Here is a 26,895-nt window from a genome sequence, read left to right as displayed (position 1 = left end):
GCTTACATAATCATGAACGTTTGCACACAATACATGTTAGAATATAAGAAAAGGAGACCTGTATGAATAATTTGAAGAAAGATGCATTAGATTTACATAAAACATTAAAAGGGAAAATAGAAATTAGAAACAAGGTTAGTGATGTAAGCCAAGAGTCATTAAGTTTACTTTACTCACCAGGAGTTGCAGAACCTTGTTTAGAGATTGAGGAGACGCCTCATAAAGTATACGATTATACTTGGAAAGGAAACACTGTAGCGGTTGTAAGCAACGGGACTGCAGTACTAGGTTTAGGTGATATCGGAGCAGCAGCGGGACTTCCTGTTATGGAAGGGAAAGCGTTCTTATTCAAAGAGTTTGCGGGGGTTAATGCGATTCCACTCGTACTAGATACTAAGGATACCGATGAGCTTATTAGAACTGTAGAGATTCTTTCACCAACCTTTGGAGGTATTAACCTTGAAGATATTAAAGCACCAGAGTGTTTTATCATCGAAGATGCTTTAAAAGAGAAACTTGATATTCCAGTATTTCATGATGACCAACATGGTACAGCGATTGTTGTAATGGCAGGATTGATCAATGCTTATAAACTGTTAGGAAAAGATTTGAAAGAAGCTAAGGTAGTTGTGTCAGGAACAGGTGCTGCAGGATGTTCGATCATTCGTATGCTCTATGATTATGGAATTCGTTCAATTAAAGCAACAAATAGTAAAGGGATTATTGATCCAAAACAAAAAGAAAAATATAATGAAGCAGTTCAAAGGATCATTCCTTATTTAAGTGACATTAACGATGAGAAGACATTATCAGATGGTATGTGTGGAGCGGATGTGTTTATTGGCGTTTCAGCAGCAAACATTGTTTCTAAAGAAGATGTAAGTTCAATGAATCGTAATGCAATTGTATTTGGACTTGCTAATCCAAATCCAGAAATACCTTACGATGATGCTATTGAAGCTGGTGCACGTATTGTGGGAACAGGTCGTTCTGATTACCCAAACCAAGTCAATAACGTTCTTGCTTTCCCAGGTATATTTAAAGGAGCGTTATCTGTAGAAGCTTCAGAAATTACAGAGTCAATGAAGCTTGCGGCAGCATACGGTATCGCTTCCATGGTTAAAGATAATGAAATATCAGAAACAAACATTCTTCCTCTTGCTATTAATAGAGATGTTGCGGATGTTGTAGCTGAGGCTGTTGCAGAAGAAGCGATTCGCGCAGGAGTAGCACGAAAACATGAATAAAATCGCAGATATTTACGGAGAAGTCACCATTCAAGAAGGTGCACTTTGGGGAGCAAACACACAGCGCAGTCTTGAGAACTTCCCAATTGGAACAGAGAAAATGCCTAAAGAGTTTATCGAGATGCTATGCGAGCTTAAAAGAGCTTGTGCAGTTGCTAACCAAGAATTAAAGGCTGTTGAGTATGATAAGACTCTTGCAATAATTAAAGCTATTGATGAGCTTTTGATGCAAGATTTTATGCAACACTTTCCACTTGCTATCTGGCAAACAGGGAGTGGTACACAGACAAACATGAATGCCAATGAAGTTATTGCTACACTGGCTTCAAGGATACTGGGTTCAAAAGTTCATCCAAACGATGATGTGAACCATGGTCAATCATCCAATGATGTCTATCCAACCGCTATGCACATGATGGCAGTAAATATGATTGCTCAGGACTTAATTCCGGTACTCGATAAAGTAATCATTACCTTAACACAGTTAAAACGAGAAAACACACTGTCGTATAAGTTAGGTAGAACACATTTCCAAGACGCTACCCCGATGACATTTGCTCAAGAGGTAAGTGGTTGGATTGTAATTTTTACTGATGCAAAAAAACAATTAGAAGCATTGCTTCCGTTTATGAGACAACTTTCTATTGGCGGAACCGCAGTAGGGACGGGGCTTAATACAATAAAAGGATTTGATGAGCAAGTAGTTAGAGCACTTTCTCAAAGTCTTAAACAAGAGTTTACAGTTTGTGAGAATAAGTTCTTTGCGATGGGATTTAAAGATGCTTATGTAAGTGTACATGGAATCTTAAATACTCTCGCGTCAAATTGTCTAAAACTTACAAATGATATTCGATTCTTATCCAGTGGTCCACAGACTGGACTTCAAGAGATTAAACTTCCGGCTAATGAGGCAGGAAGCTCGATTATGCCTGGAAAAGTTAATCCAACACAAGCAGAAAGTCTAGCTATGGTTTGTGTGAGGGTAATTGGTAATCATCAAACGATAACACTAGCAAACTCTCACGGGAATCTTCAACTTAATACCTATATGCCTGTGATGGTATATAGCATGTGGCAATCTATTCGTTTACTTTCAGATGGATTGGACAGTTTTAATACACGATGCTTAGCAGGAATCGAAGTTAATACGGAAAAGATGATGGATAATGTAACATCATCAATTATGACTGCGACATTCCTTAATGAAAAACTTGGATATGATACAACTGCCAAGATTGTGAAAGAGGCATATCAGGATAAGAAGACATTAAAAGAAGTTGTTGTGTCAAATGGACACATGACTGCCGAGGAATTTGATCAATACTTTGATTATTCGAAAATGATTCAAGCAAAATAATAGATTATGAACACTATCAGAGAAAAGAGGAACTTTTAATATGGTTAGAATCGAGAAAGATTCTTTAGGTGTTGTGGATATTGCAGACGACGTACTTTACGGAGTTCAAACGGCAAGGGCAATAACAAACTTCCAAATAACTGGACAGTATGCAAATCCTGAATTCTTTACATCCCTTGCAAAGATAAAGAAAGCTTGTGCGCTTGCAAACTTTGAAGTAGGAGATCTTTCACAAGAAGTGTGCGATGCGATTTGTCAGTCATGCGATGAAATTATTGCGGGCTCTTATTATGAATACTTCGTTACTGATGTCATTCAAGGTGGAGCCGGCACATCGTTAAACATGAATATTAATGAGATTATCGCAAACAGATCGGCACAAATACTAGGAAAAGACCTTGGTGTATACGATGTAGTCCATCCTAACGATCATGTTAATCGATCACAGTCCACTAACGACATTATTCCTACAGCAGGTAAGTTAACGACATACTTGTTGGGACAAGAACTCATCCGCGCGATTAATCAGCTCTCTGACTCTTTTGCATCAAAAGGTGATGAATATCAATCGATAATAAAAGTTGGGCGAACACACTTACAAGATGCTGTGCTTATTTCGATGGGACAAGTTTTCCACAGTTATGAAACAATGCTCCGTCGTGAAGTTAAGCGTATTGAACATGCCCTAGAAGAAATGTTGATAATTAACCTTGGTGCTACGGCGGTTGGTACAGGTATCAACTCATTAACGGGTTATCGAGAAGCCGCTGTGAAGAATCTTTGCGATATTACTGGTCTTAAATTTGAAAGTGCCGAAGACTTAATCGATGGTACAAAACATATTGATGGTTTTGCCTATGTTCATAGCAGTCTTAAGTCATTGGCTTCAAGTCTATCCAAAATGTGTAATGACTTACGTCTAATGGCATCTGGCCCTAAAGTGGGTATCAGTGAAATCATTCTTCCAGGTAAACAACCCGGATCATCGATTATGCCTGGGAAAGTTAATCCTGTGATTCCTGAAGTTGTGAATCAGATTGCTTTCCAAGTTATCGGTAATGATCTAACAGTGACAATGGCAGTAGAGGCAGGCCAAATGGAGCTTAATGTCTTTGAACCTGTCCTCTTTAAGAATCTATTTGAATCATTAATGATACTTACCAATGCATGCGATACCTTAAGAATTCACGCGATTGATGGACTCATTGTGAATAAGTCACGAATTGAACATCTGGTAGACCATTCATTAGCAATGGCAACAGCTCTAGTTAAAGAGTTGGGATATCAAAAAGTATCGGATATCACGCAAGAGGCACTTGATACTAATCGTTCCATTCGCGAGATTGTTCTTGAGAAAAAACTCATTGATGAAGAGAAGTTACAAGAACTGCTTAGACCTGAGACAATGATTGCTCCTAAGAACAGACCATAATTATTACTAATCTAAGAGGTCCATAATATTGGGCTTCTTTTTTAGTGTGAAGAGTGGCCAAAGTTCATCTCTTTTGACAAAAAAAGTATAAGTGTGTGAATCTCATGAGAAGTAAATTGAAGTAATGGAATTTTCACTAAATATTTGATATAGTATTAGCGGTGAATAAAATGTATGATATTCTAAGAATTAGTGTCTATTTACTTTGCTTTCTATTAGCTTCTTATGCTTTAAGTGGCTTTGATTTTTCCAAAGTAATGAGACCTCAAAGTCAAACTAAAATGCAAGTGCTCTATCTTTTACTTTCACTTGCACTAGCCTATCTTGTGGCGCAATTTCTTCTTGGGTTATCGGTCAATTATTTAGTATAAAATTATCGGAGGATTTCTTATGTTTTCAAAAGCAGTAGGTATCGACTTAGGTACCGCAAATATTTTAATTTATGTAAAAGGTGAAGGTGTTGTTTTAGATGAACCATCAGTAGTTTCTATTGATGCAGAAACAAAAAAATGCTTAGCAGTTGGGCAATCAGCTAAAGAGATGCTTGGTAGAACACCAGGTCGTGTCTTAGCAATTCGTCCATTAAAAGACGGTGTCATTGCAGATTTTGAAGTTACAGAAATGATGCTTCAATATTTTGTTCGCAAATTGAATTTGAAAGGTGTGTTCTCACGACCAACAATATTAATCTGCTGTCCATCAAACATTACATCGGTTGAACGTAAAGCAATTAGCGATGCTGCATACCGTGCAGGAGCAAAACGTGTTTACATTGAAGAAGAACCAAAAGTTGCTGCAATCGGAGCAAACTTAGACATTTCTAAACCACAAGGTTCAATGGTATTGGATATAGGTGGTGGAACTACAGATGTCGCAATTCTATCGTTAGGTGAAATTGTTACAAGCACAAGCCTTAAAGTTGCTGGTGACCGTTTAGATTCAGATATTATCAAATATGTAAAAGATACATACAAACTTCTTATAGGAGATCGTACTGCTGAAGAGATAAAAACTCACATCGGTGTTGCAGGTAAAGATGTAATTAGCGAATTAGAGAGTTCAACATTTGCGGTTAGTGGACGAGACTTGGTAACAGGATTACCAAATACTATCGTACTAAATGCTGAAGAAACTGAACTTGCAATGAAAGAGAGTTTACAAGACATTGTTCGTGCTTGCCGTACAGTGCTTGAACAAACACCTCCTGAGTTATCAGCAGATATTGTAACTCGTGGAATTGTGTTAACAGGTGGTGGTGCCCTACTTAGAGGACTTGATACATTGATTTCAAATGCTTTAGGTATTCCAGTCTATGTAGCAGGAAATGCATTAACTTGTGTCGCAGAAGGTACAGGAATGATGCTAGAAAATCTTGATTTAGTTCGATAAAAATTTCAAAGACAGTCCGTTAGGATTGTCTTTTTTATGTGATTTATAAAAATAATAAAAAAATTAAAGAAATTTTTAGGAATAATAAAAATACTTACTTATTTATTAATAAGGAGGTATCCAAAACATGGAACTTAATGAAGAATGGCTAGACAGCTATAGAAGATTACCAAGAAAAGATTTGATTGAAGATTACATTGAGAATTACAAGATGTACTTAGAAAGTTTAAGTGACGATCACCTAAAGCGTGAATGCATTAGTGGACGTAACCGACTGACTAGAATGGGGATTACAAGATGTGTAATTCCCGATGAAACAATAAAAAGCGGGGACATATGTCTTTTCGATTTTGGACAGGCATATATTCAAGAGAGTGGATATTCCCACTTAGGTATTGTAATATCACTTGAGATACAGAAAGTATTAGTGGCACCACTTTCGTCAAATCCACATGCTGTGGCATCTGCTCGAAATATGAAGAAAAATGGGAAACAACATTTATATACTGTTGGAAAGTTGCCAGGCTTAGATAAACCATCAGTCGTGTTCCTCAATGATTGTAAGTACGTTAGTTCTTCACGGATTATTGATGTTAAAACACATCTTGCTGTAGAGTCAGAAATGTTTCAAGAAATTATTTCTATCATCCGAGAGAATATGTTTGGCGGTATTATGTTAAAATAGATTCGGTGATATAAATGACAGAAACTTGGGTTGTAGCTGTTTCAGGTGGTCCTGATTCAATGATGCTACTGGATGTATTGCATAATAAAGGAATCCAATGCATTGCTGCGCATGTAAACTATCATAAACGTAATACAAGTGATCGTGATATGAACATTGTAAAAGCATATGCAGAGAAACATAATATTCCATTAAGAGTAAAACATTTTGACGCAGAAGTTAGGGATAACTTTCAAACAGCTGCCCGAGTTTTTCGTTATCAATTTTTTAGAGACATAGTAAAAGAAAGTAATGCAATAGGAGTAGCGGTCGCTCATCACTTGGATGATGATGTGGAAACATATATCTTTCAAAAAGAGAGAAATATGAAAAGCGATAGTATTGGTCTAAATGAAAGACAACACATTGAGAATACCGAAGTGTGGCGTCCGCTTCTTTCCTTAAGTAAAAAAGAGATTGTTGAATATTGTGAAAACAATAAGATTCAATTTGGTATTGATGAAAGTAATCTGGAACTCGATTACACACGGAATAAAATTAGACACACATTGTCTATGTTAAGTAATAAGGAATATAAAGATTTGATTACTGAAATGTATAAAGAAAAGGCAGAACATGAGAAGTATGTAACAGACCTTGGAAAAACTGTAGAAGATTGGGGAACAAAAGTTCCGATAGATACGGTAGAGTCAACAGATTTACTTCGGTACTGGCTTAGAAAGCAAGGGGTTCCTATTCACGAAACGAGCGAGCGCCATTTAGAAGAAATGCTCAAGGCATTTCAGAAGAATAAAGGTGTTTATGAATTTGATGAGTGGATTGTGAATGCCCAGTATGGTTATGTATTTTTAGGAAAGTTACAAAATGTCTATGATACGCATACTAGTTTTGAACTGGGTGATTATCATGGATATCGTTTTAGCAACAAAGGTCTAAAAATTCAAGGGCTTGTCTTAGAGGAAAAAGACTTTCCAATTGTTGTGAGAAATGCCCGAAAAAATGATAAAATAAAAATGAGATACGGAACAAAACTCTTGAGCCGACATTTCATTGATCGCAAAATACCGCTCATAGAACGTAAAAATTGTCTCGTCATTGAAAATTCCTTGAAACAAATTGTGTTTGTTGTGGGATTAGGCAGTGATATTCATCATTACGCTAACAATATGAATAATTTTGTGATAGAATTATGATTATCGCAGGAGGATTTTTACGATGCATAAAGATGTAAAAAGTATTTTAATTGAGGAAGCAGCAATTGAAGAAAAATGTGCTGAACTGGGTAGTATAATAACAAAACATTATAGTGATAGTGAGAAGCCACTTGTGTTGGTTGCATTACTAAAAGGATCTGTACCATTTTTAGCTCGCTTAATTAAATACATTGACTTGGATATTGAATATGATTTTATGGACGTATCCAGCTATGAAGGAACAAATTCAACCCGCGACATTAAGATATTAAAAGATCTCGATCGTTCAATTAAAGATGTAAATATTTTGTTAGTTGAGGATATCGTTGATACAGGACATACAATTGAAGCAATCATTAACTTACTAAATAATAAAGGAGCAGCAGAAGTTAAAGTTGTATCTTTATTAGATAAACCTTCACGTCGTGAAGCAAACGTTAAAGCTGATTTTGTAGGTTTCGAAATTCCAAATGAGTTCGTAATCGGATTTGGATTAGATTTCAACGAGAAGTACCGTCAATTACCTTATATTGGAATCTTAAAAGATGAAATTTATCAATAAAAAGGAGTGCACATACATTGAAGAAAAATAACAAGAATAATCTGTTACTGACAATTATGTCGTTGCTTGTGGTCATTGTGTTAATTCGTTTTGCAATGTTCTCAACAACTTCAACAGTGTCCGTAAGCCAATTTGAAGAAGTGTTAGAAAAACAAGATGTTACAAACATCGTAGTTTCTCCACGTCAATATGTTATTGATGTTACAGGTAAATATAAGGAAAACGGACGTGAGTTCCAAGTATCAACACGCTATCCTAAATCAGAGACAACAACTAATGAACTATTAGGTAAGTTATCTCAAGAAGATCCAAAGTTAGAGTATGTTGATGTAACTCAAACAAATCCATTCATTGAAATTCTTATGTATACAGTTCCTTACATCATTCTTGGGGTGGCAATGATTTTTGTCTTCTCAAAACTTGGTGGAGGCGGAAACAACAAAGCCTTCGAATTCAGTAAATCTCGTGCTAAAATTCAAAGCAACGTTAAAGTTCGCTTTAGTGATGTAGCGGGTGCTGATGAAGAAAAAGAAGAAATGAAAGAATTAATCGACTACTTAAAAAACCCTAAGAAATATGAAGCAATGGGTGCTCGTATTCCTAAAGGTATGCTCCTTGTAGGGCCTCCAGGAACAGGTAAGACTCTTCTTGCGAAAGCAGCAGCAGGTGAAGCAGACGTTCCATTCTTTGCGATTTCTGGTTCAGATTTCGTTGAGATGTTTGTTGGTGTCGGTGCAAGTCGTGTACGTGACATGTTTAAAGAAGCTAAGAAAAATGCTCCAAGCGTTATCTTTATTGATGAGATTGATGCTGTTGGTCGTCAACGTGGTGCTGGTCTTGGTGGTGGACATGATGAACGTGAACAAACACTTAACCAATTACTTGTTGAAATGGATGGTATTGAAGAAAACTCAGGTGTTCTTATCTTAGCAGCTACAAACCGCTCTGATGTACTTGACCCTGCACTTCTACGTCCAGGTCGTTTTGACCGAACAATTACTGTAGGATTACCTGATATTTCAGGACGTACAGCAATCTTAGGCGTTCATGCTCGTAATAAACAACTCGCAGCAGATGTTGATTTAAAAGGAATTGCACGTCGTACACCAGGATTCTCTGGTGCTGACTTAGAAAACGTTCTTAACGAAGCAGCTATCCTTACTGTTCGTGAGAATGAACCAAAAATTACAACCGCAATATTAGATGAAGCAATTGACCGTGTTATGATGGGTCCTGCTAAGAAATCACGTAAGTATTCAGAAAAAGAACGTTACATGGTCGCTGTTCACGAAACAGGACACGCTATTATTGGTATCAAGTTAGCAGCAGCTGATAAGGTTCAAAAAGTTACAATTATTCCTCGTGGTGAAGCAGGTGGTTACAACCTCATGATGCCAGAAGAAGAGACATTTACACAAAGTAGAACGGAACTTGTAGCACGTATTACAGGATTACTTGGTGGTCGTGTAGCCGAAGAAGTTTACTTTAATGAAATTTCTACAGGTGCATACAGTGACATTCAAAAAGCAACACGTATTGCTCGTGCAATGGTTACCACTTATGGTATGAGTGATTTGGGACCAATCCAATATGATGATGGTCATGGTGATAACGTCTTCTTAGGAAGAGACTACTCATCACGCTCAAGCTATTCAAGTGAAATTGCATTTGAAATTGATAAAGAAGTTCGTCGTATTATTGATGAAGCAAAAGCAGATGCTAAGACAATTGTTGAAGCAAACCGTCCATTAATGGATAGAATTGTTGAAGCGCTTCTTGAGTACGAGACCATTACCGCTGAACAAATTGAAAATATTAGCGCGGGTCGTGATCTTAATGACTCAGGAGATATTGTAGTAGATATTCCCAGTGAAAATTAATGAGAACCCCTGTTAAGGGGTTTTCTTGTCTAAGGAGAAAAAGATGGCAGATAAAATTATTAGAGGTATTGCAAGAAATGGAAATATTCGCTTTTTTGTAGCGAAGACAACCGATTTAGTAGAAAAAGCACGTGTACTTCATGACACCTACCCAGCTGCATCTGCGGCATTAGGTAGACTCATGAGTGTATCCGCAATTATGGCACTTAACCTTAAGGGTGATGATGAGAAGCTCGTTGTTGAGATTCGTGGAGATAATGAGTTAAAACATATGCTTGTCGATGCAGATCGTAATGGATCAATTCGATCAATAATTTCTCATCCACATGTACACCAAGTGAATGAAGCTACTGGAAAATTGGATGTTGGTGGAATTATCGGTGAAGGATTCTTAAGTGTATCTTATAAACTCAATGGAGCAACTACATTTAGTTCCCAAATTGAATTACAAACAGGTGAAATTGGAGATGACTTTGCTTACTATTATGCACAAAGTGAACAAATTCCTTCAGCACTCTCTGTTGGAGTACTCGTTAACGAAGATATTACCATCAAATCAGCAGGAGCAATCCTGGTACAAGTTATGCCAAATGCTACAGAAGAAGATATCGTTGCAATAGAAGACTTATTCGCAAGACTTGCACCGGTATCAACAATTATGATTGATCATGAAGCATTGGAAGTTGCAACAACATTATTTGATGATGCTGTGATTTTGGATAGTGTTGATTTGAAATATCACTGTGGATGCAATCGTGATCAAATGCGTGATGTATTGAATACATTAAATGATGACGAACTCCAACAACTCATTGATGAAGACAATGGAGCAACCATTATTTGTCAATACTGTGGAAAACAATATGCATTTAGCGGTGAAGAGCTTGGAGAGATTATCAATGCTCGGAAAACAAATTAAAGTAGGAAATGTCATTTTAGACAACAATGTCATTATCGCACCAATGGCAGGAGTTAGTGATATCTCATTTCGTTCAATGCTAATTGATTTTAAACCTGGACTCATGGTTTCAGAAATGATTAGTGATAAGGGTATACTTTATAAGAATGAACGTACTTTAGAAATGTGCAAAACATTAGAACACGAACATCCAATTTCACTCCAATTATTTGGCAGAGATTTAGAAACTATGATCCCGGCAGCGAAATTTCTTGATAAGGAAACAGATTGCGATATTATTGATATCAATATGGGTTGTCCTGTTGCCAAGGTAGTAAGCACTAATGGTGGCAGTTCCCTCCTAAAAGAGCCGGAACATGCCTATGAGCTTGTGAAAGCAATTGTGGAAGCCGTTGATAAGCCGGTAACGGTCAAGATGCGTGTTGGTTGGGATTCAACGTCAATCAATGCAGTAGAATTTGCTAAACTCATGGAAAAATCCGGAGCGAAGATGATTGCGATTCATGGTCGTACTCGCTCACAGAAATACAAAGGTGATATCTATTATGATGTCATTCGTGATGTGAAGAATGCTGTATCAATCCCTGTTTTAGGTAACGGAGACATAACAGATATCGCAAGTGCTCGACATATGATGGAGACAACGGGTGTCGATGGTGTTATGATTGGTAGGGCTATTCTAAATAACCCTTGGCTCATTGAAGAAGTTAAGGCAGATTTTTTTGAAAAAGAGTATGCAATGACAATGACAAACGAAGATCGTTTCAAATGGCTTCGCAGTCGTTTTATTAAAATGATAGAAATTACAGAAGAATCTCATGCAGTTAAGAAAATGAGAGGCTTCTCAACATGGTTTATAGCGGGCTTACCAGATAGTAAAGCACTTAAATCACGCTTTATTAGGATGAATTCCGTTGCAGAATTTGATAGAATAGTAGAAGAATATCTAGAAGAGAGGAACGTGTGATATTATGCCGCATGAATTAACAGAACAAGAACTCGTCCGTCGCGAGAAAATGGAAGCCCTACGCGAAAAGGGAATTGAACCTTTTGCAAGTGGTTTTAAACCTTCAGCACATTCTTCAGACATTGTTGCAGAATACGATGAGAAAACAAAAGAAGAACTTGCTGAGATTAATGCACCTACATCAATTGCAGGTCGTGTTATGACAAAACGTGTTATGGGTAAAGCAGGATTTGTTCACGTTCAAGATCGTGATGGCCAAATCCAAGTTTATATTCGTAAAGATACAGTTGGAGATGAACAATTTGAATATTTCCAAGACTTAGACTTAGGAGATATTATTGGTGTAGAAGGAATTGTATTCCGTACAAACCACGGAGAACTTTCAGTTAAAGCTACAAACCTTGTCCACTTAACCAAAGCATTACGTCCACTTCCAGATAAATATCATGGATTACAAGATATTGAAGAACGTTACCGTCGTCGTTACGTTGATTTAATTATGAACGAACAATCACGTAAAACAGCTTTTATGCGTCCAAAGATTATGAAAGCAGTACGTAACTTCTTTGATGATCGTGGATTAGTAGAAGTAGAAACTCCTGTACTTACTTCAATTCTATCAGGAGCAGCAGCTCGTCCATTTGTAACACATCATAATACTTTAGATATGGAATTCTACTTGCGTATTGCAACTGAACTTCCATTGAAGAGATTAATTGTTGGTGGTATGGAAGGCGTTTATGAAATCGGTCGTTTATTCCGTAATGAAGGAATGAGTCCAAAACATAATCCTGAATTCACAACAATTGAAGCATATATTGCTTATGCAGATATGTATGACATTATGGATTTAAGTGAACAATTCTTTGAATATCTAGCAAAAGAAGTATTAGGAACAACAGAAATCACTTATCAAGGAACTGAACTATCATTAAAAGCTCCATTCAAACGTATTCATATGGTTGAGCTTATTAAAGAAGTAAAAGGTGTAGATTTCTTTACTGTAACTTCAGATGAAGAAGCATTAGCATTGGCTAAAGAACATGGTCTTCATATGGAAAAACACCAACAATCATTTGGTCACGTTGTGAACTCATTCTTTGAAGAGTTCTGTGAAGAAACATTGATCCAACCTACTTTAGTTTATGGTCACCCATTAGAAATTTCACCACTAGCGAAAAAGAATCCAGAAGATCCACGTTTTACCGATCGATTTGAAATCTTTATCAAAGGTAGTGAGTATGGAAATGCCTTTAGTGAGTTAAATGATCCAATCGATCAACGTGAACGTTTCGAAAACCAATTAAAAGAAAAAGATTTGGGTAATGATGAAGCAAACGAGATGGATGTAGACTTCGTAGAAGCATTAGAATATGGTATGCCTCCTACAGGTGGTATTGGTATCGGATTAGACCGATTAATAATGCTACTAACAGATAGCGCAAGCATTCGTGATGTAATTCTTTTCCCACATATGCGTCATAGATAAATATATAAACTTAGAGGCTGCAAGCCTCTTTTTGTTGCCTCTTTAGTTTCTGGTTTTGGTGATCCAATATCTTAAGTTATTGAACCATGCCACACATTTCTCAATGTGTGTTTTTTTTATTGTACTAATCTTACCATAGTATTCGTGGTTAGTAAGATTCTACTTCTAAAATTATTGAAATCTCGATAGCCAAAAGCGACTCGTTTTATACCTTTGATTAAGTTATTGGTTCCTTCAAGTAGACCGTTCGTTGTTTGATACTTCATTGAGTTTCTAATCGATGTTTTATGTTTAGTTAGAGTATGTAGCGCTTTCTTCATTTGAAGCGACAATCCTTTGGGATTGGAATGTACGAGGTTAAACATATCTTCAGCTCGACCGTCATTATAAGCATTTATAAAAGATTGATAAATATGATAGCTCGTTTCTAATTCTGAATCTATTCTCAATAATTTATCAACCACTTGGCTTTGTGTCATGAGATAAGGAAAGCATGTGTAGTGTTTGTGATTCTTAAAATCTAGCTTTCTTTCGTTCATGAGTAATAGTTTCCAGTATCGTTTAAGTTTACGGTAATGTTTAGGATACTTCTTCATGGTTTGAATCCGTGTTCCGGATAATTTCGTGATAAATGTTGAATAACATGGAATCTATCTGTGATAATCTTTGCATTGGGAAAGCAAGCCTGTATACACTCGATATAGGGAACGTAGATATCAATACATATTGTCTCTACTTTGGCTCTTACTTCATCAGGATAGGTCCAAAAGTAACTTTTTAAGTAGCTTAGGCGTCTTTCTTGAAGGATATCAATGACTTAATGGGTATGAGCATCCGTTGATATTTTGTTTTTATAGGAGAGAATACACGAGTGGAATGTGTTGTTTGAAATGGAATGATTATCTTTGACGATACTTGTAGAAATAGTAAAAGTATGATCACAGTGTTTGCATAGATAGAGTTGCTTCTTCAATTCTAGAAAAGTTCGTTGATTCGATACACGTGACAACTTGATTCGAATCAATTAAAAAACCATGCTTGATGATGTCGAATTGGTGATTAATGCATCCACACTTAGGATATAAATCAGGAGTCTGAGGTGATAGTGTACCTTTGAATATAAGACATTGAGTTCCTTTGATAGTTTTCTTAAAAATATAATTTTTTGAGAACCTTACTCTCTTATCTTTAATATTTAACAATAATCGTATAGAATAAGAAATGGCCATAGTAATTTTCCTTTCTTCCTTGTGTGTCGTAACTCAAGTATATCGGAAATCACTATGTCTTTTTATATATATATTCAATTTGATACAAAAAGGTGTTAGCAAGAATAAATCTCACCAACACCCGAAATTGTAGAACCCAAATAGTTGTTTTCTTTTTCTAGATTCAAAATGTGAAATACATCGGAATACTAGAGCATAATGGATAAACTATAGTGTTGCTTTCTCTTGTAAACGCTTTAATAGTATGATGTAATAAGTATAGTGGATATCAATAAATAGTTTATTATATGAATTATATATCAACGGTAGTATTCAAAAGGAGAGCATAATGAACAATTCAGAACATTTTATTGAACTATATAAAGAATTGGAAAATACAGTTAGAGAAATTTACAAAATTAACGATGGAGATTCAATTTCACATTACCTTGCAAATAACTCAAAGTACAAAAGAAACAGCAATGAGATAAAATATTGTCAAAGAGTAAGAAACTTATTGCAACATAATACAAAAATTAACAATGAATTCTCTGTAGTTCCATCTGATGATATGATATTTTTTTTAAAAAAGTTAATAAAAGACATTTCTAATAGACTACAAGCTAAGGATGTTTCAATAAATTTAAATAGTATATATTTCAAGGCAATGGGTGATAGAGTCGACCAAGCTATGATAAGAATGAAAAGAGACAATTACACGCACATTCCAATTTTAGAAGAAAACGTTGTCAAGGGAGTTTTTGACGAGAATGCTGTTTTCAATTATATTGCCGATGAAGAAATCATTACCTTTGAACATACAAAATTTATAGATCTGGAACAGTATTTGAGTTTAGACAATAGAGAAACCGTTACTTTTGATTTTGTTAGCCCTAATGATTATGTCGAAGATATTCTAAAGAAATTTGAATGTAACTTGAGTAAAGGTGTAAGGCTAGGGATGATATTTGTTACTCCTTCGGGAAAAAGGACAGAGAAAATAACTGGAATAATCACACCTTGGGATATTTTGGGCTCTAGTAGTTTATAGAGTTTTGAGGTGGTCAATATGGATGGAGACTTAAGCAAAACAAAAAAAATGATTAATGAAAGATTCAGATATGGATCATCAGTTAAGTATGAAGAGATACAATTACTTATTGATATCAACAACATTAAAGAAGATGAGGTTTCAGAGATTTATGAAGAACTCGAATCTTTAGATATTGATTTAATATATTCGAAAGATTATATTCGAATAATCATAAATGAAATATTCATCTTAATTACTAATGAAGAAATTAAGTTGTCTGAGTTATTGAATTGGTATAACAACAAAAAAATAAATTATTTGCTACAAAATCAACTAACTCGTGAATTGCAAAAAGTTGGTGTATCAATTATCAATGATTTGGATTTAGAGCCAAATTATGATGACCTAGATTTAGATTTTGATGAAGAAACAGATCTGGATTCCTTAATTGACAGTGAGGAATTCAAAGCAGGAGTAGCGTCATTAAAAGAAGTTATAAGAAAAGAAAATAATATAGAGTATTTAGAGGATTTCAGTTATGCCACAGATATAGATATGAAAAAGAGGTCATTAGAAAAAATAGTAGTGGCAAATGAAGGACTAGTTTGGAAAGTTGCTATGAAATATAAACATTATGCGACACCTTCTTTCAGTGTTGAAGATATGTACCAAGAAGGTGTTAACGGACTTACCAAAGCAGCTGAAAGATTCGATATTAGTTTGGGTAATCAGTTCTCTACGTATTCTGTGTGGTGGATTCGTCAAAGCATTCTTAGGGGAATAGCTAATTATAGTACGTTAATTCGAATTCCCGTCCATATGAGAGAAAAAATACAGAAATACAACAAAGCGATAGGTTATTTTTGGAGCGAAAATAGTCGTGTTCCTTCAGATGAAGAATTATCAAAGATATTAAGTTTTTCTTTAGAAGAAATAAAAGATCTAAAACAATATATTCAAATTTCAAACTTGGTTAGTTTTGATCTTCCAATAGGAGAGGGTCAAGACACTTATCTCATAGATTTCATTAAAGACAATAAAGTACAAACACCTCAAGAGTTTAATGATCATCTTGAGTTAAAAGAAGAATTAGAAAATTCGATGAATTCCTTGCTAACAGAACGTGAAAAGACAGTAATTAGGTTGAGATACGGTATTGATGAATGTAAAGTTCATACGCTAGAAGAAATTGGTAATCAAATGGGAGTTACTCGTGAAAGGATTAGACAAATCGAATCTAAAGCACTTGGAAAACTGAAGAAGAATAAAATTAAAGAAAGGTTAAAGCCGTTTTATTATGATAACTAGTAAGATTAATGAAATAATATTGAAAGAAGGAAGGTCAATTATTGTTTTAATAGGGTTAGATACATCGGAGCTTCCTGAAGAAAAAAAATACTTTGGATTTACTATTGACCATTATGACATAGTGGATTTAAGTACATTAAGAGAGCAAGCTCAGGAAGATATAATTAACAACAGAGAATTTGAGGAAAATTATAAATGGATGACAATTGAAGAATATCAATTATTTAATGAAAGTAAAAACATTAATAAAATGCCGATAGTCATTCTAAAAAATAACATCTACTATAAGCAATATCCATATGACTATAAACTTAGTAACATAGAAAGCATATATCATTATCTTTATTTTCAAGAAGATAAGGAACTAGAAAATGAAGAGCTAAAACTTCTTGAAAATGTTTCGTATTTTTATGGACAAATTGATTACTCTAAACAAGGTAATAATTATTATTTAACTTATCCAGAAATAGACAATAGCATTCCGGAATACAAATTATTTAAAGGACTTAGTCAATCGATAGAATTTACTGAGGATTTTCCTGAAGATGTATATAGAATTGAACTATCAGATGACGAATTACCTTTTTTAGATTTTACAGAGAACCTTCTTAAGAGTAGTAAACATAAAGAAATATTATTTGTGGTTTCAGGAAATATAGAAGAGCTGCCAAACAATTATATTGAAAGAATTAATATCTTAAAGGAATACAAAAATCTGGTAGTGTTTTTCACTTCATTAACATTGAAAAGACAAATTATTAAAAGGGAAACCGAGTATATAAAAATATTGAAAGAGGTATATGGATATTCGAGTTTTAGAAACTTGGAGTTCTATAGAAATATTGAAAATAAATCTAAGGAAACCGTAAATATCTCACAAGCGCAGATAATAGATGATATAGTTGAACAAGCAGAAAATGCAATAAGTGGAGAAAGTTTTCAGGACATTTATATAACATCGTCTACGGGGTCGGGAAAATCAATAATGTTTCAAATACCCGCTTTGTATTTAGCAAATAAATATATAGAAAATAAACCCTTGACTCTTGTAATTTCTCCGCTAATTGGTTTAATGGATGATCAAGTAGGTAGTATGAGAAGTAAAGGAGTGTCTTCAAGTGGAACAATACATGGGAACACTTTACCTTTCGAAAGAGAAAAAATATTAGAAAAAGTGCAGACAGAAGAAATTAATGTGCTTTATTTATCACCTGAAACTCTACAAGCTCGAAGTGACATTAAAATGTTGGTAGGTGATCGAAGAATAGGGGTAGTAATAATTGATGAGGCACATATTGTAACCACTTGGGGAAAATCTTTTAGAGCTGACTACTGGTACTTAGGGATATATCTTGCAAAACTAAGAAAAGAACATAAATTCCCTATTGTAACATTTACTGCTACCGCAATATATGGTGGCCGTGAAGATATGTATCTTGACACCAGAAACAGCTTAAACATGATCAGTCCAATCTCTTACTTTGGTAAAGTGAGAAGAGATGACATAATAATGAATGTAAAAAGCAGTGAAAAAGAATTCAAGATACAAGGAAGTGATTATAGAAAAACAAAAAATGCTTTAGCACTAAAGCATGTTTTAAAAGCGTATGAAAACAACGAAAAAACATTAGTCTATTTTCCTACAGTCAAATTACTTACAGATTTTCACAATTTCTTGTTACATAACAATATAGAGTTAAAAGAAAAAGTTGGGAAATATTATGGAAATTTGAGCAAGGAAGAAAAAGACGAGGTATTAAAACAATTTAAAACAGGAGAAATTAGATTTGTTTTAGCAACAAAAGCTTTTGGAATGGGCATTGATATCCCCGATATTAATAGCGTTTATCATTATGCACCTACTGGGAATGTAGTAGATTATATCCAAGAAATAGGTAGGGCTGCACGAGATAAAAGCAAAGTGGAATATGGAGTTGGAGCAATAGATTTCTTGCCTAGAGATTTTAATGAAGTTAAGCAATTACATGGAATGTCAGCAATAAAGAAGATGCAAATCTTGGAAGTAATGAATAAAGTTCTTTCGGTATATAAGGAAAAAGGAAATAGTCGTAATTTAATAATAAGCCCTGAAGATTTCAAATATATCTTTGTTCAAAATAAGAGAGATGAGGAAACTTTGGATAATAAAGTAAAGACAGTATTGCTCATGATTGAAAAAGACTTTTCCTCACCCAGCAAATTAGGATATTCTCCATTTGTTGCGCGTCCTCGAAGTCTATTTGGAAATGATTTAATTTTTGTCGATAAGAGCATTGAAAAAAAAATAATTACTTCTGATTTGTCGCGTTATTTTACCAAAATTGAGGAGATTAATGGAGGTAAGTATAAATCAATTTATCAAGTTAATTTAAGTGGAATATGGGAAAAACATTACAAACGAATGACATTCCCCAGCTTTAAATTTTCATTGTTCAGTAGTGAAGAAATAGATAAACTTAAGCATTCAGGTTTGTTTAACACATTTATATATAGTTCAGGTATCACAGTACAAATTAATGACAGCACATCTGCCGAAGATACTATATCAAAATATAGAAAAATTCTAAGATCATTTGAAGACTTTATCAATAACTATAAAATAAGCGATGGTTACTTTTCGGTAAAAGATCTTGGATATCATTTTGTAAAAACACTGAAAATATCTGATGCTTTTGAAGCGAGATCATTCGCTCAAACACTAATAAATGCTTCTTTTGAGTTTAGCAAATTGAAAAACATTAAATTCATTTCAGAAAGACAGAACCACACATCTAATGTACAAAGTTATAAAATACATCACGATGGTGATATTTTTACAAATTTTATACTTGATAATGTTAAAGAAGTGATTAATCCGAAAGATAACTATACAGTAAATGAGATGGGAATTACCTCATACTATTTCCGGAAGTCTTCAATCGACATTGATGCTAGAATAACTGCTCTTGGGATAGGTGAGGCAAGAAAATTATTAACATACCAATTAAAAGGTGGTAATAATCCTCAAATATACTTGAGAATGAACTCAGTTTATCCACTCGAAAAAGCAGTCAAGGAAGGAAGTTTTTATCAAAATGAAATTTTAAATAGCGTACAAAGAAAACACTATATTAGTGTTCAAATGCTTACTTATTTATTCAAAAAAGAAAAAGAAGGGGAGACTAGTAAAGAACAAATAATCAATTATACAAAATGGTTCTGGGATAAAATTGAAAACTATTTTATGGGGATAATTCCAAATGAAGTGGTAGAGAATTCAAGTGCCGATAAGCCAGAAATTGAATAATGGTTTAAGTGAAAAAATGCTAACATCTAAAATAAGTTTTATTAAATACGAACAGTATTCACAAAGGTGAATAGAAGCGCTTCCATACAAAAAGTTTCCCACGGGAAAAGGCCAAGTAAATTTATGAAAATGGCAAGAATCAAAGACTAACTAATGCTGATCCATTACAAAATTTATCTGTGAAGATTTGCTTAAAATAAATAATAGGGTATAGTTAGTGCGAATTAAGGAGAAAATAATATGGAAAAAGAAATATTTGACTTCAAAGGGTCAGATAAAGAAATGCTAATGTATATTGGTGCTTCGTTAGTGGCATTGTTGTTACCGATTTATAAAGTTAGTTTTTTGGGGCTTTCAGAATCAATTATAGGGTTTGATTTAGTTTTCTCAAGCGTCTACTTTATCTACATAGTAGTATTATTGGCTGCATTCGCGGTTCAAGTTGTTCCACAAGTTAGAGATCACGAGCTTGTAAGACAAAATAGTAAGGTGATTGACATAGTGATTCCTGCAGTTCTTGCATTCATTACATTCTCGATGACACGTAGTGTAAAGCAAGCAGCATTAGGAATGGGAAGCAGAACAATCTTTGCATACCTATTAATTGTTGCTCATATAGGATTCGCATTATATAAAAGCGGTCAATTGAATACTATCATTGATAAAATTAAGAGCAAATAAATCGTAAGTTGGTAATTTATATAAATTATCAACTTTTTCTTTGTGAATTGCATAATATTTAATGGTATGATTAACATAACAAATGAAAGGGCTTTACTATGAGAAAAATAATATTGGTTTGTGCTGGTGGCATGTCTACTAGTATTCTAATGAAACGAATGGAAGATACCGCAAAAGAACAGGATTACGAAATTGATGTATCAGCTCACCCTGTAAGCCATGCTTATAAAGTAGGGGTAGATGCAGATATTATCTTGATTGGACCTCAAGTTCGATTCCAACATCAAAAAGTTCAAGACTTATTTCCAGAGAAACCTGTTTTGGTTATGGATATGAGAACGTATGGAATGATGGACTCTGTTGCGATTATCAAAACTGTAAAAGAAACATTGGGTGACTAAGCTTCTAGGAGGGGACTATGCAATATCTTGTATTTGATATTGGTGGAACATTCATTAAATATGCGTTGATGAACGAGGAGTTAGATATTCTTGAAAAGGACAGTGTACCAACACCGCTTGATACACAAGAAAACTTCGTTGCATCGCTAAAAAATATCTATGAAGAATATAAAGATCAAATTGATGGTATCGCAGTATCAATGCCAGGTCGTATTGATCCATATAATGGATATGCTTTTACCACTGGATCGCTACTACATTCAATGGAAACAGATCTTGTTAAGTTATTCCGACAGTTCACTGACTTACCAGTATCGTTTGAGAACGATGCAAAATGTGCTGTTCTTGCAGAATTGGACAAAGGGGCACTCCAAGGTGTTCAAGATGGTGCTGTCTTGGTGTTTGGTTCAGGAGTTGGTGGAGGAATTGTAAAAGATGGTAAGCTTCATCGTGGACATAACTTTGCGGCTGGAGAATTTAGTTTTATACTAGGTTTGAATGAGCAAGGGAAATTAGGACATTTCGCACTGTCCTCCAATACTATGTCTTTAGTACGTAAAGTTGCGAAACGAAAGAATGTACCAAGTTCTACTTTAGATGGTAAGGCAGTCTTTGATCTTGTTGAAGAAGGTGATGAGGATGCGTATGCAGCTCTTATCGAATTCTGTGATACTATTGTTGTCCAACTCTATAATATTCAATATATTAATGACCCAGAAGTTATGGCTATTGGTGGCGGTATCAGTGCTCGACAAGTTTTTATTGACACTCTAAATGATCGAATCGATGTATTGGAAACGAAACTACCTTTCGAGATGACAAAACCACGTGTAACGGTCTGTAAATACAGAAATGATGCAAACCTAATTGGTGCTTTGCTTCATTTTAAAGAGAATGCAATTCAATAATAACCAAAAACGCGATATTATCGCGTTTTCTTCACATTATTAACTTTAATCCCAAGGTATGTTGTGCTAGAATACTAGAAAGGAGAAAACATGATGGAGTATTCAGTATTAGTTGTAGCTGCTGGTAAAAAAGCGGGAGAAGGCGAAAGCTATGAAAAAGTTCATGCTTTGTTTAATGGTTCAAAGCGTGTGCTAGATCAAACTGTTTCAATTTTTTTAGAGGACGAAAAATGTAAACAGATTGTAGTGGTAACCAGCCCTGCTGATATGCAAACATTTGTAAAAACTTCTGGCAGTGGAAAAATATTATTTGTAAAAGGCGGTAAGACCCGACAAGAAAGTGTTCTTATTGGACTTACAGCAGTGTCTGAGGATATCGTATTAATTCATGATGGAACGCGTCCTTGGTTAACTCATGATCTTATCGATAAATTGGTGCGTCGAATGAAGGAAGAAGAAGCGTGTATCTTAGCGGTTCCTACAGCGACTGCAGTACATCGCGTTGAGAATGGATATGTAGTAGAAACATACCCTTCTGAAGAAACAATGCTTTCACAAACACCACAAGCATTCCAAACATCCTTTATTATAAATTGCTATCAAAAAGCAATTCAACAAGGACTTTCACTTCTTGATGATTCAGCAGTTGTAGCTGCGGTTTCTGATAGTAAAATTGCGATTGAAGAAGGAGACATTCGCAATACACGATTTATTTTAAAAGATATTAATAATTAATAGGAAGAAACCAATTATGTGCATATATTATAGTGATGGAATATGTTTACATAGTAGGTTTCTTTTGCTATAATAGTCTAACGGATAAAGAATATTATCCTTGCTCGAAAGAGCCATAGACCAAAAGGAGGTGTACAAATGCGTAAATATGAACTAATGTACATCGTAAAACCTTCACTAGACGAGGAAGCTCGTACAGCTGTTGTCGAAAAAGCACATGCTATCTTAACAGATAACGGAGCAACAATCGATAAAGTTGATGAATGGGGATTACGTGAACTAGCATACGAAATCGAAGACTTTAAAAAAGGTTACTATGTAGTTACTACATTTACATCTAATGACGAAGCTGTTAACGAATTCAATCGTTTGACACGTATTAACAAAGATGTATTACGTCATATGATTGTTCGTTTAGACGAAAAAATCTAAGGAGTGATTAACTATGATTAACCGCGTTGTATTAGTGGGTCGTTTGACTCGAGACCCAGAACTTCGTAAAACACAAACAGGAAAATCGGTACTTTCATTTGCCGTTGCAGTTAACAGAAGATTTTCAAAAGAAGATCAAGCTGATTTCATTAACTGTGTAGCGTGGAATCAAACTGCTGATTTTATTGCGAACTACCTTACAAAAGGTGCGCTCGTTAGTGTCGAGGGTTCAATTCAATCGAGATCGTATGAAGATGCTACTGGTAAACGTGTTTATGTTCAAGAAGTGGTTGCAGAATCTGTAAACTCACTTGAATCAAGAACACAACGTCAAGAGCGTGAACAACAAACACAACCGTATCAATCATCTGGAAACACAGGATACCAACCTGATCCAGAACCATCATTTTCAATGGATGATGAGCCGGTTCTTGACATTACAAGTGATGATCTTCCGTTCTAATTTAGAGAGGAGCTAGACTATGTCATTTAGAAAATTCCGTGGTCCACGTCGTAAAGTTTGCTATTTTACAAAAAATAACATCCAAACAATCGATTACAAAGATGTGGAACTATTAAAAAGATTTATCTCAGCAAATGGTAAAATTATTCCTAGACGTGTTACTGGTACAAAAGCTAAGTATCAACGTCCATTGGCAACTGCAATCAAACGTGCTCGCCAAATGGCTTTATTACCATACGTTTCAGATAACTAAGAAACAATCAATCCTCTCCATGTGAGAGGATTTTTCATAATTTTAGGAGGGGTAGAATGAAGCAAACAAAAAGCTTAACAGTTGGTGCGATGACAATCGCCTTAACAATGATGATTATGATGCTTGATAGAATAACGACAGGTTTCTTTATGACGTTTTTGGGCATACCTCTAGTTGTGTATGGCTCATATTATGATCTTAAGAACAGTGTTATTGTCTATGTTGCTTGTATTGTTATGACATTCATTCTAACTGCCTATCTTCCAACAATTCTACTCATGATAGGTTATGGTGGAATGGGATTAGCTACGGTCTATACTTACAAAAAGAACATGAAAAAATGGCAATCTTATTTTTTCACTTACTTACTAAGTCTTCCGTTCTATTTTGTAATGATATATTACTTTGGTCAATTCTTTGGAGTTGATATTCAAGCGTCCATTGACCTTGTCGCCAACATTATTCCGGTAGAATCCAATGAACTTGTAGCTAACTTATTTGTATGGCTTAATATTATGATATTGCCAGCATTAGAAGTATGGCTCATTAGAATTTCTGCATACCTCGTTACAAATCTATTAAAACAACGATATCCTAATCTTCTACAATAGTCACAAAGGTCTTTTTGTGGTAGTATTTAGAAGTACCGACAAGGGGGAACAGTATGTCCAAACGATTGGAAAATTTACGTAGTAAACTCTATATTCTTGTCTTAATTCAATTAGTAGTAATTGTTATTTTTCAAGTGTTCATCACTGATTATTTAAGTATCGTACAATATATTGCTTTATTAATAGATGTCGTGTTAATTTTTGTGGTTCTATTTAACGCTGTAAAAAGTGGAAGAGAACGTGTAGTTGAAGTTGCTGAGCTTTTAGGAGAAGAAGCACAATCGGCTTTTGAGTATGGAAAGATTTCCGTAATAACTCTTGATCAAGCTAATATCATTACTTGGATTAGCGAAAACTTTGATGAAGCTGTAATTGGAAGTCGTATTGATGAGGTGTTTCCTGATCTAATTCCATTAGTCTCTGGAAAAGAAGAAAAAGTTCGATTAATTATGAAAAATCATAATTATGAGGCAACAATGGCTGAAAGTGATCAACTTATCTTTCTTAAAGATGTTACGGTTCTTACAGAACTAGAACGTGTTAACCGAAACAATGCTATTGTTCTTGGTTTAGCTCACCTTGATAACTATGAAGAAATTACACAATACGAGGAAGAACAAACAATTGCATTAATTGATGCAAACATTCGTCAAGAAGTTGTACGTTGGGCTGATACTCATAATATGTATGTCCGTCGTATACGACAAGACCGTTATTTATTAGTATTAAATGAACAAATTTTTGAAACTATCTCTGAGGATCGCTTTTCAATACTTAATGATATCCGAAAAGCGTCCGCTAATATTCATGCAAGTATTACCTTATCCCTTGCGTTTGCACGTAAAAGTGAGAACTTAAAGGAACTAGAGGATATGTCAAACTCAGCTCTTGAACTTGCTCAGGCACGTGGAGGAGACCAAGTTGCTATAAACCATAAAGAATCAGGAATGTCTTATTTCGGTGGTGCTAGTGAAGCCGTTGAGAAAAGATCGAAGGTTCGAGTTCGGGTTATGGCAGAGAACTTGGGAGACATTATTAGTAAATCCAAGGATGTAATTATCTTAGGACATAAAATGATGGACTTTGACTGCTTTGGTAGTGCTCTTGGTGTAGGTGCTATTGCAGAGGCATATGGTAAGAAAACATACATTGTTATGGATGAGAAAGATACGGAGATTAATCTTCTGGATGCTTTCTTTGATAAACGCGAAGTCTTTGAAGAACACCATAACTTCATTTCAAAAGAAGATGCATTTAAACTCATAAGTGATAAAAGCCTTCTCATTATGGTTGACCATCACAGTCTTGAACAAACTCAATCTGTTGAACTTGTTGGGGTTGCCAAGAGAATTGCAGTGATAGACCATCACCGTAGAACGGGTGACTTTAAGTTTAAACCGATACTAACGTATATTGAATCATCGGCATCATCAGCAAGTGAGTTAATTGTTGAACTGTATCCTTACCATAGGAATAAAGTTCTCATTAGTAAAGATGTCGCAACCTTTATGTATACAGGTATGCTTATTGATACTAATCGATTCCGACATAGAAGTGGAAGTAGAACGTTTGAAGCGGCTGCTGAACTAAGAAAGTTTGGAGCAGATATTTCAGAAGTTGAAAACATGCTTCGAGATGACTATGTTGATTTCGAGATTAAAAATAAAATATTGGCAACAAGTAAACTTTATGACAATTACTATGTTATTGCTGCATATAAACATGAACCACTATCTCGTACAATGCTTTCACAAGCAGCAGATGAAATATTATCAGTTCGAGAAGTAGAAGCTTCATTTGTTGTTGCTTATATTAATGATGATACAGTAGCTATATCTTCCCGTTCAAAGGGAGAACTCAATGTGCAAATCGTTATGGAACGACTTGGAGGTGGTGGTCACTTTACGGGTGCAGCTACAGTTATCCATGATCAATCCATTCAAGAGATTGTAGAACGATTAGTTAAAGTAGTCGATGATGTAAGAAAGGAAACAGAAGTATGAAAGTAATATTATTAAAAGATGTAAAAAAACTAGGTAAAAAAGACGATATTGTCAATGTAGCAGATGGTTACGCTCGTAACTTTTTACTCCCAAATAAATTAGCGGTTATCGCAAGTGGAACCAGTCGTGATGTTTTATCCGATCAAAAAGAAGAACGTGCCAAAGAACATGATAAGAAAGTTCAAGAAGCGCAAGAACTTGCAAAGGATTTAGAAAAGATTGTTCTTGAATATACTGTTAAGGTTGGGAAAGATGGTCGTCCTTTTGGAACAATCTCAACCAAACAAATTGAAGAGACATTAAAGAAAGAACACGGTATTGCTGTTGATAAACGTAAGTTTAAACCAAGTGGACCTTTAGCACATTTAGGAACCACGAAAATTACAGTAACACTTTATGATACTGTCACAGGTATTATTGAAGTTAGAGTCCATGCTGAATAGGAGATAAGAA

The 26,895-nt window shown here is 34.9% G+C and carries 25 protein-coding genes and 1 pseudogene; 25 read left to right on the top strand and 1 reads right to left on the bottom strand.

The genetic code is table 11. The annotated features are described in order from the left end of the window. The first annotated feature begins 62 nt into the window (after nucleotides 1–62). The 12 genes from G7059_RS00865 to lysS all read left to right on the top strand — a co-directional run bounded on the left by G7059_RS00865 (nucleotide 63) and on the right by lysS (nucleotide 13,120). Nucleotides 63–1,247: an NADP-dependent malic enzyme gene (locus G7059_RS00865; protein WP_166080194.1), complete on the top strand. Its 1,185-nt coding sequence runs from the start codon at nucleotides 63–65 to the stop codon at nucleotides 1,245–1,247. Next, nucleotides 1,240–2,604, top strand: a complete 1,365-nt coding sequence (locus tag G7059_RS00860; RefSeq protein ID WP_166080193.1) for a lyase family protein — start codon at nucleotides 1,240–1,242, stop codon at nucleotides 2,602–2,604. The genes G7059_RS00865 and G7059_RS00860 overlap by 8 nt, the downstream gene beginning before the upstream one ends. Nucleotides 2,605–2,644: 40 nt before the next feature. Beyond that, nucleotides 2,645–4,036: an aspartate ammonia-lyase gene (locus G7059_RS00855; RefSeq protein WP_166080192.1), complete on the top strand. Its 1,392-nt coding sequence runs from the start codon at nucleotides 2,645–2,647 to the stop codon at nucleotides 4,034–4,036. Between the two features lie 170 nt (nucleotides 4,037–4,206). Continuing rightward, nucleotides 4,207–4,407: a DUF1146 family protein gene (locus G7059_RS10580; RefSeq protein ID WP_166080191.1), complete on the top strand. Its 201-nt coding sequence runs from the start codon at nucleotides 4,207–4,209 to the stop codon at nucleotides 4,405–4,407. A 19-nt stretch (nucleotides 4,408–4,426) separates the two neighbouring features. Beyond that, nucleotides 4,427–5,425, top strand: coding sequence for a rod shape-determining protein (locus G7059_RS00845; RefSeq protein WP_166080190.1), 999 nt, complete (start codon nucleotides 4,427–4,429; stop codon nucleotides 5,423–5,425). Nucleotides 5,426–5,552: 127 nt separating this feature from the next. After that, on the top strand, nucleotides 5,553–6,110 hold the full coding sequence (locus tag G7059_RS00840) for a hypothetical protein (protein ID WP_166080189.1): 558 nt from the start codon (nucleotides 5,553–5,555) through the stop codon (nucleotides 6,108–6,110). A 14-nt stretch (nucleotides 6,111–6,124) separates the two neighbouring features. Further along, complete coding sequence (gene tilS, locus G7059_RS00835) at nucleotides 6,125–7,303, top strand: tRNA lysidine(34) synthetase TilS (protein WP_166080187.1); 1,179 nt, start codon at nucleotides 6,125–6,127, stop codon at nucleotides 7,301–7,303. Between the two features lie 22 nt (nucleotides 7,304–7,325). Beyond that, entirely contained in the window at nucleotides 7,326–7,865 is a 540-nt protein-coding gene (gene hpt, locus G7059_RS00830; protein WP_166080186.1) for a hypoxanthine phosphoribosyltransferase, read from the top strand. Nucleotides 7,866–7,921: 56 nt separating this feature from the next. Further along, the gene (ftsH, locus tag G7059_RS00825; RefSeq protein WP_166082038.1) at nucleotides 7,922–9,745 is read left to right on the top strand and encodes an ATP-dependent zinc metalloprotease FtsH; all 1,824 of its coding nucleotides are present in this window, start codon (nucleotides 7,922–7,924) and stop codon (nucleotides 9,743–9,745) included. Between the two features lie 43 nt (nucleotides 9,746–9,788). After that, nucleotides 9,789–10,664 carry an Hsp33 family molecular chaperone HslO gene (gene hslO / locus G7059_RS00820; protein WP_166080185.1) on the top strand — a complete coding sequence of 292 codons (876 nt, stop codon included), beginning with the start codon at nucleotides 9,789–9,791 and terminating at the stop codon, nucleotides 10,662–10,664. Next, complete coding sequence (gene dusB / locus G7059_RS00815; RefSeq protein WP_166080184.1) at nucleotides 10,645–11,631, top strand: tRNA dihydrouridine synthase DusB; 987 nt, start codon at nucleotides 10,645–10,647, stop codon at nucleotides 11,629–11,631. The genes hslO and dusB overlap by 20 nt, the downstream gene beginning before the upstream one ends. A 4-nt stretch (nucleotides 11,632–11,635) precedes the next feature. Then, nucleotides 11,636–13,120 (top strand): lysine--tRNA ligase, encoded by a 1,485-nt coding sequence (lysS, locus tag G7059_RS00810; protein ID WP_166080183.1) that lies wholly within the window; start codon nucleotides 11,636–11,638, stop codon nucleotides 13,118–13,120. A 116-nt stretch (nucleotides 13,121–13,236) separates the two neighbouring features. On the opposite strand, the pseudogene G7059_RS00805 reads toward lysS, so the two are convergent. Beyond that, nucleotides 13,237–13,928, bottom strand: a pseudogene (locus G7059_RS00805) (ISL3 family transposase). A gap of 749 nt (nucleotides 13,929–14,677) precedes the next feature. On the opposite strand from G7059_RS00805, the gene G7059_RS00795 reads away from it, so the two are divergent. From G7059_RS00795 to rplI, 13 genes are all read left to right on the top strand, one after another. After that, nucleotides 14,678–15,379 carry a CBS domain-containing protein gene (locus G7059_RS00795; protein ID WP_166080180.1) on the top strand — a complete coding sequence of 234 codons (702 nt, stop codon included), beginning with the start codon at nucleotides 14,678–14,680 and terminating at the stop codon, nucleotides 15,377–15,379. Between the two features lie 18 nt (nucleotides 15,380–15,397). After that, complete coding sequence (locus G7059_RS00790) at nucleotides 15,398–16,669, top strand: RNA polymerase sigma factor RpoD/SigA (protein ID WP_166080179.1); 1,272 nt, start codon at nucleotides 15,398–15,400, stop codon at nucleotides 16,667–16,669. Continuing rightward, nucleotides 16,659–19,955: a helicase-related protein gene (locus tag G7059_RS00785; protein WP_166080178.1), complete on the top strand. Its 3,297-nt coding sequence runs from the start codon at nucleotides 16,659–16,661 to the stop codon at nucleotides 19,953–19,955. Before G7059_RS00790 ends, G7059_RS00785 begins: the two co-directional genes overlap by 11 nt. Nucleotides 19,956–20,195: 240 nt before the next feature. After that, complete coding sequence (locus G7059_RS00780) at nucleotides 20,196–20,636, top strand: hypothetical protein (protein WP_166080177.1); 441 nt, start codon at nucleotides 20,196–20,198, stop codon at nucleotides 20,634–20,636. A 98-nt stretch (nucleotides 20,637–20,734) separates the two neighbouring features. Next, entirely contained in the window at nucleotides 20,735–21,037 is a 303-nt protein-coding gene (locus tag G7059_RS00775) for a PTS sugar transporter subunit IIB (protein WP_166080176.1), read from the top strand. 17 nt (nucleotides 21,038–21,054) lie between these two features. Then, entirely contained in the window at nucleotides 21,055–21,945 is an 891-nt protein-coding gene (locus G7059_RS00770; protein WP_166080175.1) for an ROK family protein, read from the top strand. A gap of 90 nt (nucleotides 21,946–22,035) precedes the next feature. Then, nucleotides 22,036–22,680 carry a 2-C-methyl-D-erythritol 4-phosphate cytidylyltransferase gene (locus tag G7059_RS00765; protein ID WP_240920507.1) on the top strand — a complete coding sequence of 215 codons (645 nt, stop codon included), beginning with the start codon at nucleotides 22,036–22,038 and terminating at the stop codon, nucleotides 22,678–22,680. Nucleotides 22,681–22,818: 138 nt separating this feature from the next. Next, on the top strand, nucleotides 22,819–23,112 hold the full coding sequence (gene rpsF / locus G7059_RS00760) for a 30S ribosomal protein S6 (RefSeq protein ID WP_166080174.1): 294 nt from the start codon (nucleotides 22,819–22,821) through the stop codon (nucleotides 23,110–23,112). A 13-nt stretch (nucleotides 23,113–23,125) separates the two neighbouring features. Further along, nucleotides 23,126–23,575 (top strand): single-stranded DNA-binding protein, encoded by a 450-nt coding sequence (gene ssb / locus G7059_RS00755; RefSeq protein WP_166080173.1) that lies wholly within the window; start codon nucleotides 23,126–23,128, stop codon nucleotides 23,573–23,575. 19 nt (nucleotides 23,576–23,594) lie between these two features. Further along, entirely contained in the window at nucleotides 23,595–23,828 is a 234-nt protein-coding gene (gene rpsR, locus G7059_RS00750) for a 30S ribosomal protein S18 (RefSeq protein WP_166080172.1), read from the top strand. Between the two features lie 56 nt (nucleotides 23,829–23,884). Beyond that, nucleotides 23,885–24,439 carry a DUF2232 domain-containing protein gene (locus tag G7059_RS00745; protein ID WP_166080171.1) on the top strand — a complete coding sequence of 185 codons (555 nt, stop codon included), beginning with the start codon at nucleotides 23,885–23,887 and terminating at the stop codon, nucleotides 24,437–24,439. A gap of 53 nt (nucleotides 24,440–24,492) precedes the next feature. Continuing rightward, nucleotides 24,493–26,442, top strand: coding sequence for a DHH family phosphoesterase (locus G7059_RS00740; protein WP_166080170.1), 1,950 nt, complete (start codon nucleotides 24,493–24,495; stop codon nucleotides 26,440–26,442). After that, entirely contained in the window at nucleotides 26,439–26,885 is a 447-nt protein-coding gene (gene rplI / locus G7059_RS00735) for a 50S ribosomal protein L9 (RefSeq protein WP_166080169.1), read from the top strand. The genes G7059_RS00740 and rplI overlap by 4 nt, the downstream gene beginning before the upstream one ends. Nucleotides 26,886–26,895: the final 10 nt, after the last annotated feature.

The organism is Erysipelothrix sp. HDW6A (genome assembly GCF_011400295.1).
In the GTDB taxonomy this organism is placed as follows: Bacteria; Bacillota_I; Bacilli_A; order Erysipelotrichales; family Erysipelotrichaceae; genus Erysipelothrix.
This window is presented reverse-complemented; position numbering and strand designations above follow the sequence as displayed.

Bases quoted from the DNA above. Each gene is read 5' to 3' on its own strand.
- G7059_RS00865 (WP_166080194.1), top strand. From the start codon at position 63: ATGAATAATTTGAAGAAAGATGCATTAGATTTACATAAAACATTAAAA.
- G7059_RS00860 (WP_166080193.1), top strand. From the start codon at position 1,240: ATGAATAAAATCGCAGATATTTACGGAGAAGTCACCATTCAAGAAGGT.
- G7059_RS00855 (WP_166080192.1), top strand. From the start codon at position 2,645: ATGGTTAGAATCGAGAAAGATTCTTTAGGTGTTGTGGATATTGCAGAC.
- G7059_RS10580 (WP_166080191.1), top strand. From the start codon at position 4,207: ATGTATGATATTCTAAGAATTAGTGTCTATTTACTTTGCTTTCTATTA.
- G7059_RS00845 (WP_166080190.1), top strand. From the start codon at position 4,427: ATGTTTTCAAAAGCAGTAGGTATCGACTTAGGTACCGCAAATATTTTA.
- G7059_RS00840 (WP_166080189.1), top strand. From the start codon at position 5,553: ATGGAACTTAATGAAGAATGGCTAGACAGCTATAGAAGATTACCAAGA.
- tilS (WP_166080187.1), top strand. From the start codon at position 6,125: ATGACAGAAACTTGGGTTGTAGCTGTTTCAGGTGGTCCTGATTCAATG.
- hpt (WP_166080186.1), top strand. From the start codon at position 7,326: ATGCATAAAGATGTAAAAAGTATTTTAATTGAGGAAGCAGCAATTGAA.
- ftsH (WP_166082038.1), top strand. From the start codon at position 7,922: ATGTCGTTGCTTGTGGTCATTGTGTTAATTCGTTTTGCAATGTTCTCA.
- hslO (WP_166080185.1), top strand. From the start codon at position 9,789: ATGGCAGATAAAATTATTAGAGGTATTGCAAGAAATGGAAATATTCGC.
- dusB (WP_166080184.1), top strand. From the start codon at position 10,645: ATGCTCGGAAAACAAATTAAAGTAGGAAATGTCATTTTAGACAACAAT.
- lysS (WP_166080183.1), top strand. From the start codon at position 11,636: ATGCCGCATGAATTAACAGAACAAGAACTCGTCCGTCGCGAGAAAATG.
- G7059_RS00795 (WP_166080180.1), top strand. From the start codon at position 14,678: ATGAACAATTCAGAACATTTTATTGAACTATATAAAGAATTGGAAAAT.
- G7059_RS00790 (WP_166080179.1), top strand. From the start codon at position 15,398: ATGGATGGAGACTTAAGCAAAACAAAAAAAATGATTAATGAAAGATTC.
- G7059_RS00785 (WP_166080178.1), top strand. From the start codon at position 16,659: ATGATAACTAGTAAGATTAATGAAATAATATTGAAAGAAGGAAGGTCA.
- G7059_RS00780 (WP_166080177.1), top strand. From the start codon at position 20,196: ATGGAAAAAGAAATATTTGACTTCAAAGGGTCAGATAAAGAAATGCTA.
- G7059_RS00775 (WP_166080176.1), top strand. From the start codon at position 20,735: ATGAGAAAAATAATATTGGTTTGTGCTGGTGGCATGTCTACTAGTATT.
- G7059_RS00770 (WP_166080175.1), top strand. From the start codon at position 21,055: ATGCAATATCTTGTATTTGATATTGGTGGAACATTCATTAAATATGCG.
- G7059_RS00765 (WP_240920507.1), top strand. From the start codon at position 22,036: ATGATGGAGTATTCAGTATTAGTTGTAGCTGCTGGTAAAAAAGCGGGA.
- rpsF (WP_166080174.1), top strand. From the start codon at position 22,819: ATGCGTAAATATGAACTAATGTACATCGTAAAACCTTCACTAGACGAG.
- ssb (WP_166080173.1), top strand. From the start codon at position 23,126: ATGATTAACCGCGTTGTATTAGTGGGTCGTTTGACTCGAGACCCAGAA.
- rpsR (WP_166080172.1), top strand. From the start codon at position 23,595: ATGTCATTTAGAAAATTCCGTGGTCCACGTCGTAAAGTTTGCTATTTT.
- G7059_RS00745 (WP_166080171.1), top strand. From the start codon at position 23,885: ATGAAGCAAACAAAAAGCTTAACAGTTGGTGCGATGACAATCGCCTTA.
- G7059_RS00740 (WP_166080170.1), top strand. From the start codon at position 24,493: ATGTCCAAACGATTGGAAAATTTACGTAGTAAACTCTATATTCTTGTC.
- rplI (WP_166080169.1), top strand. From the start codon at position 26,439: ATGAAAGTAATATTATTAAAAGATGTAAAAAAACTAGGTAAAAAAGAC.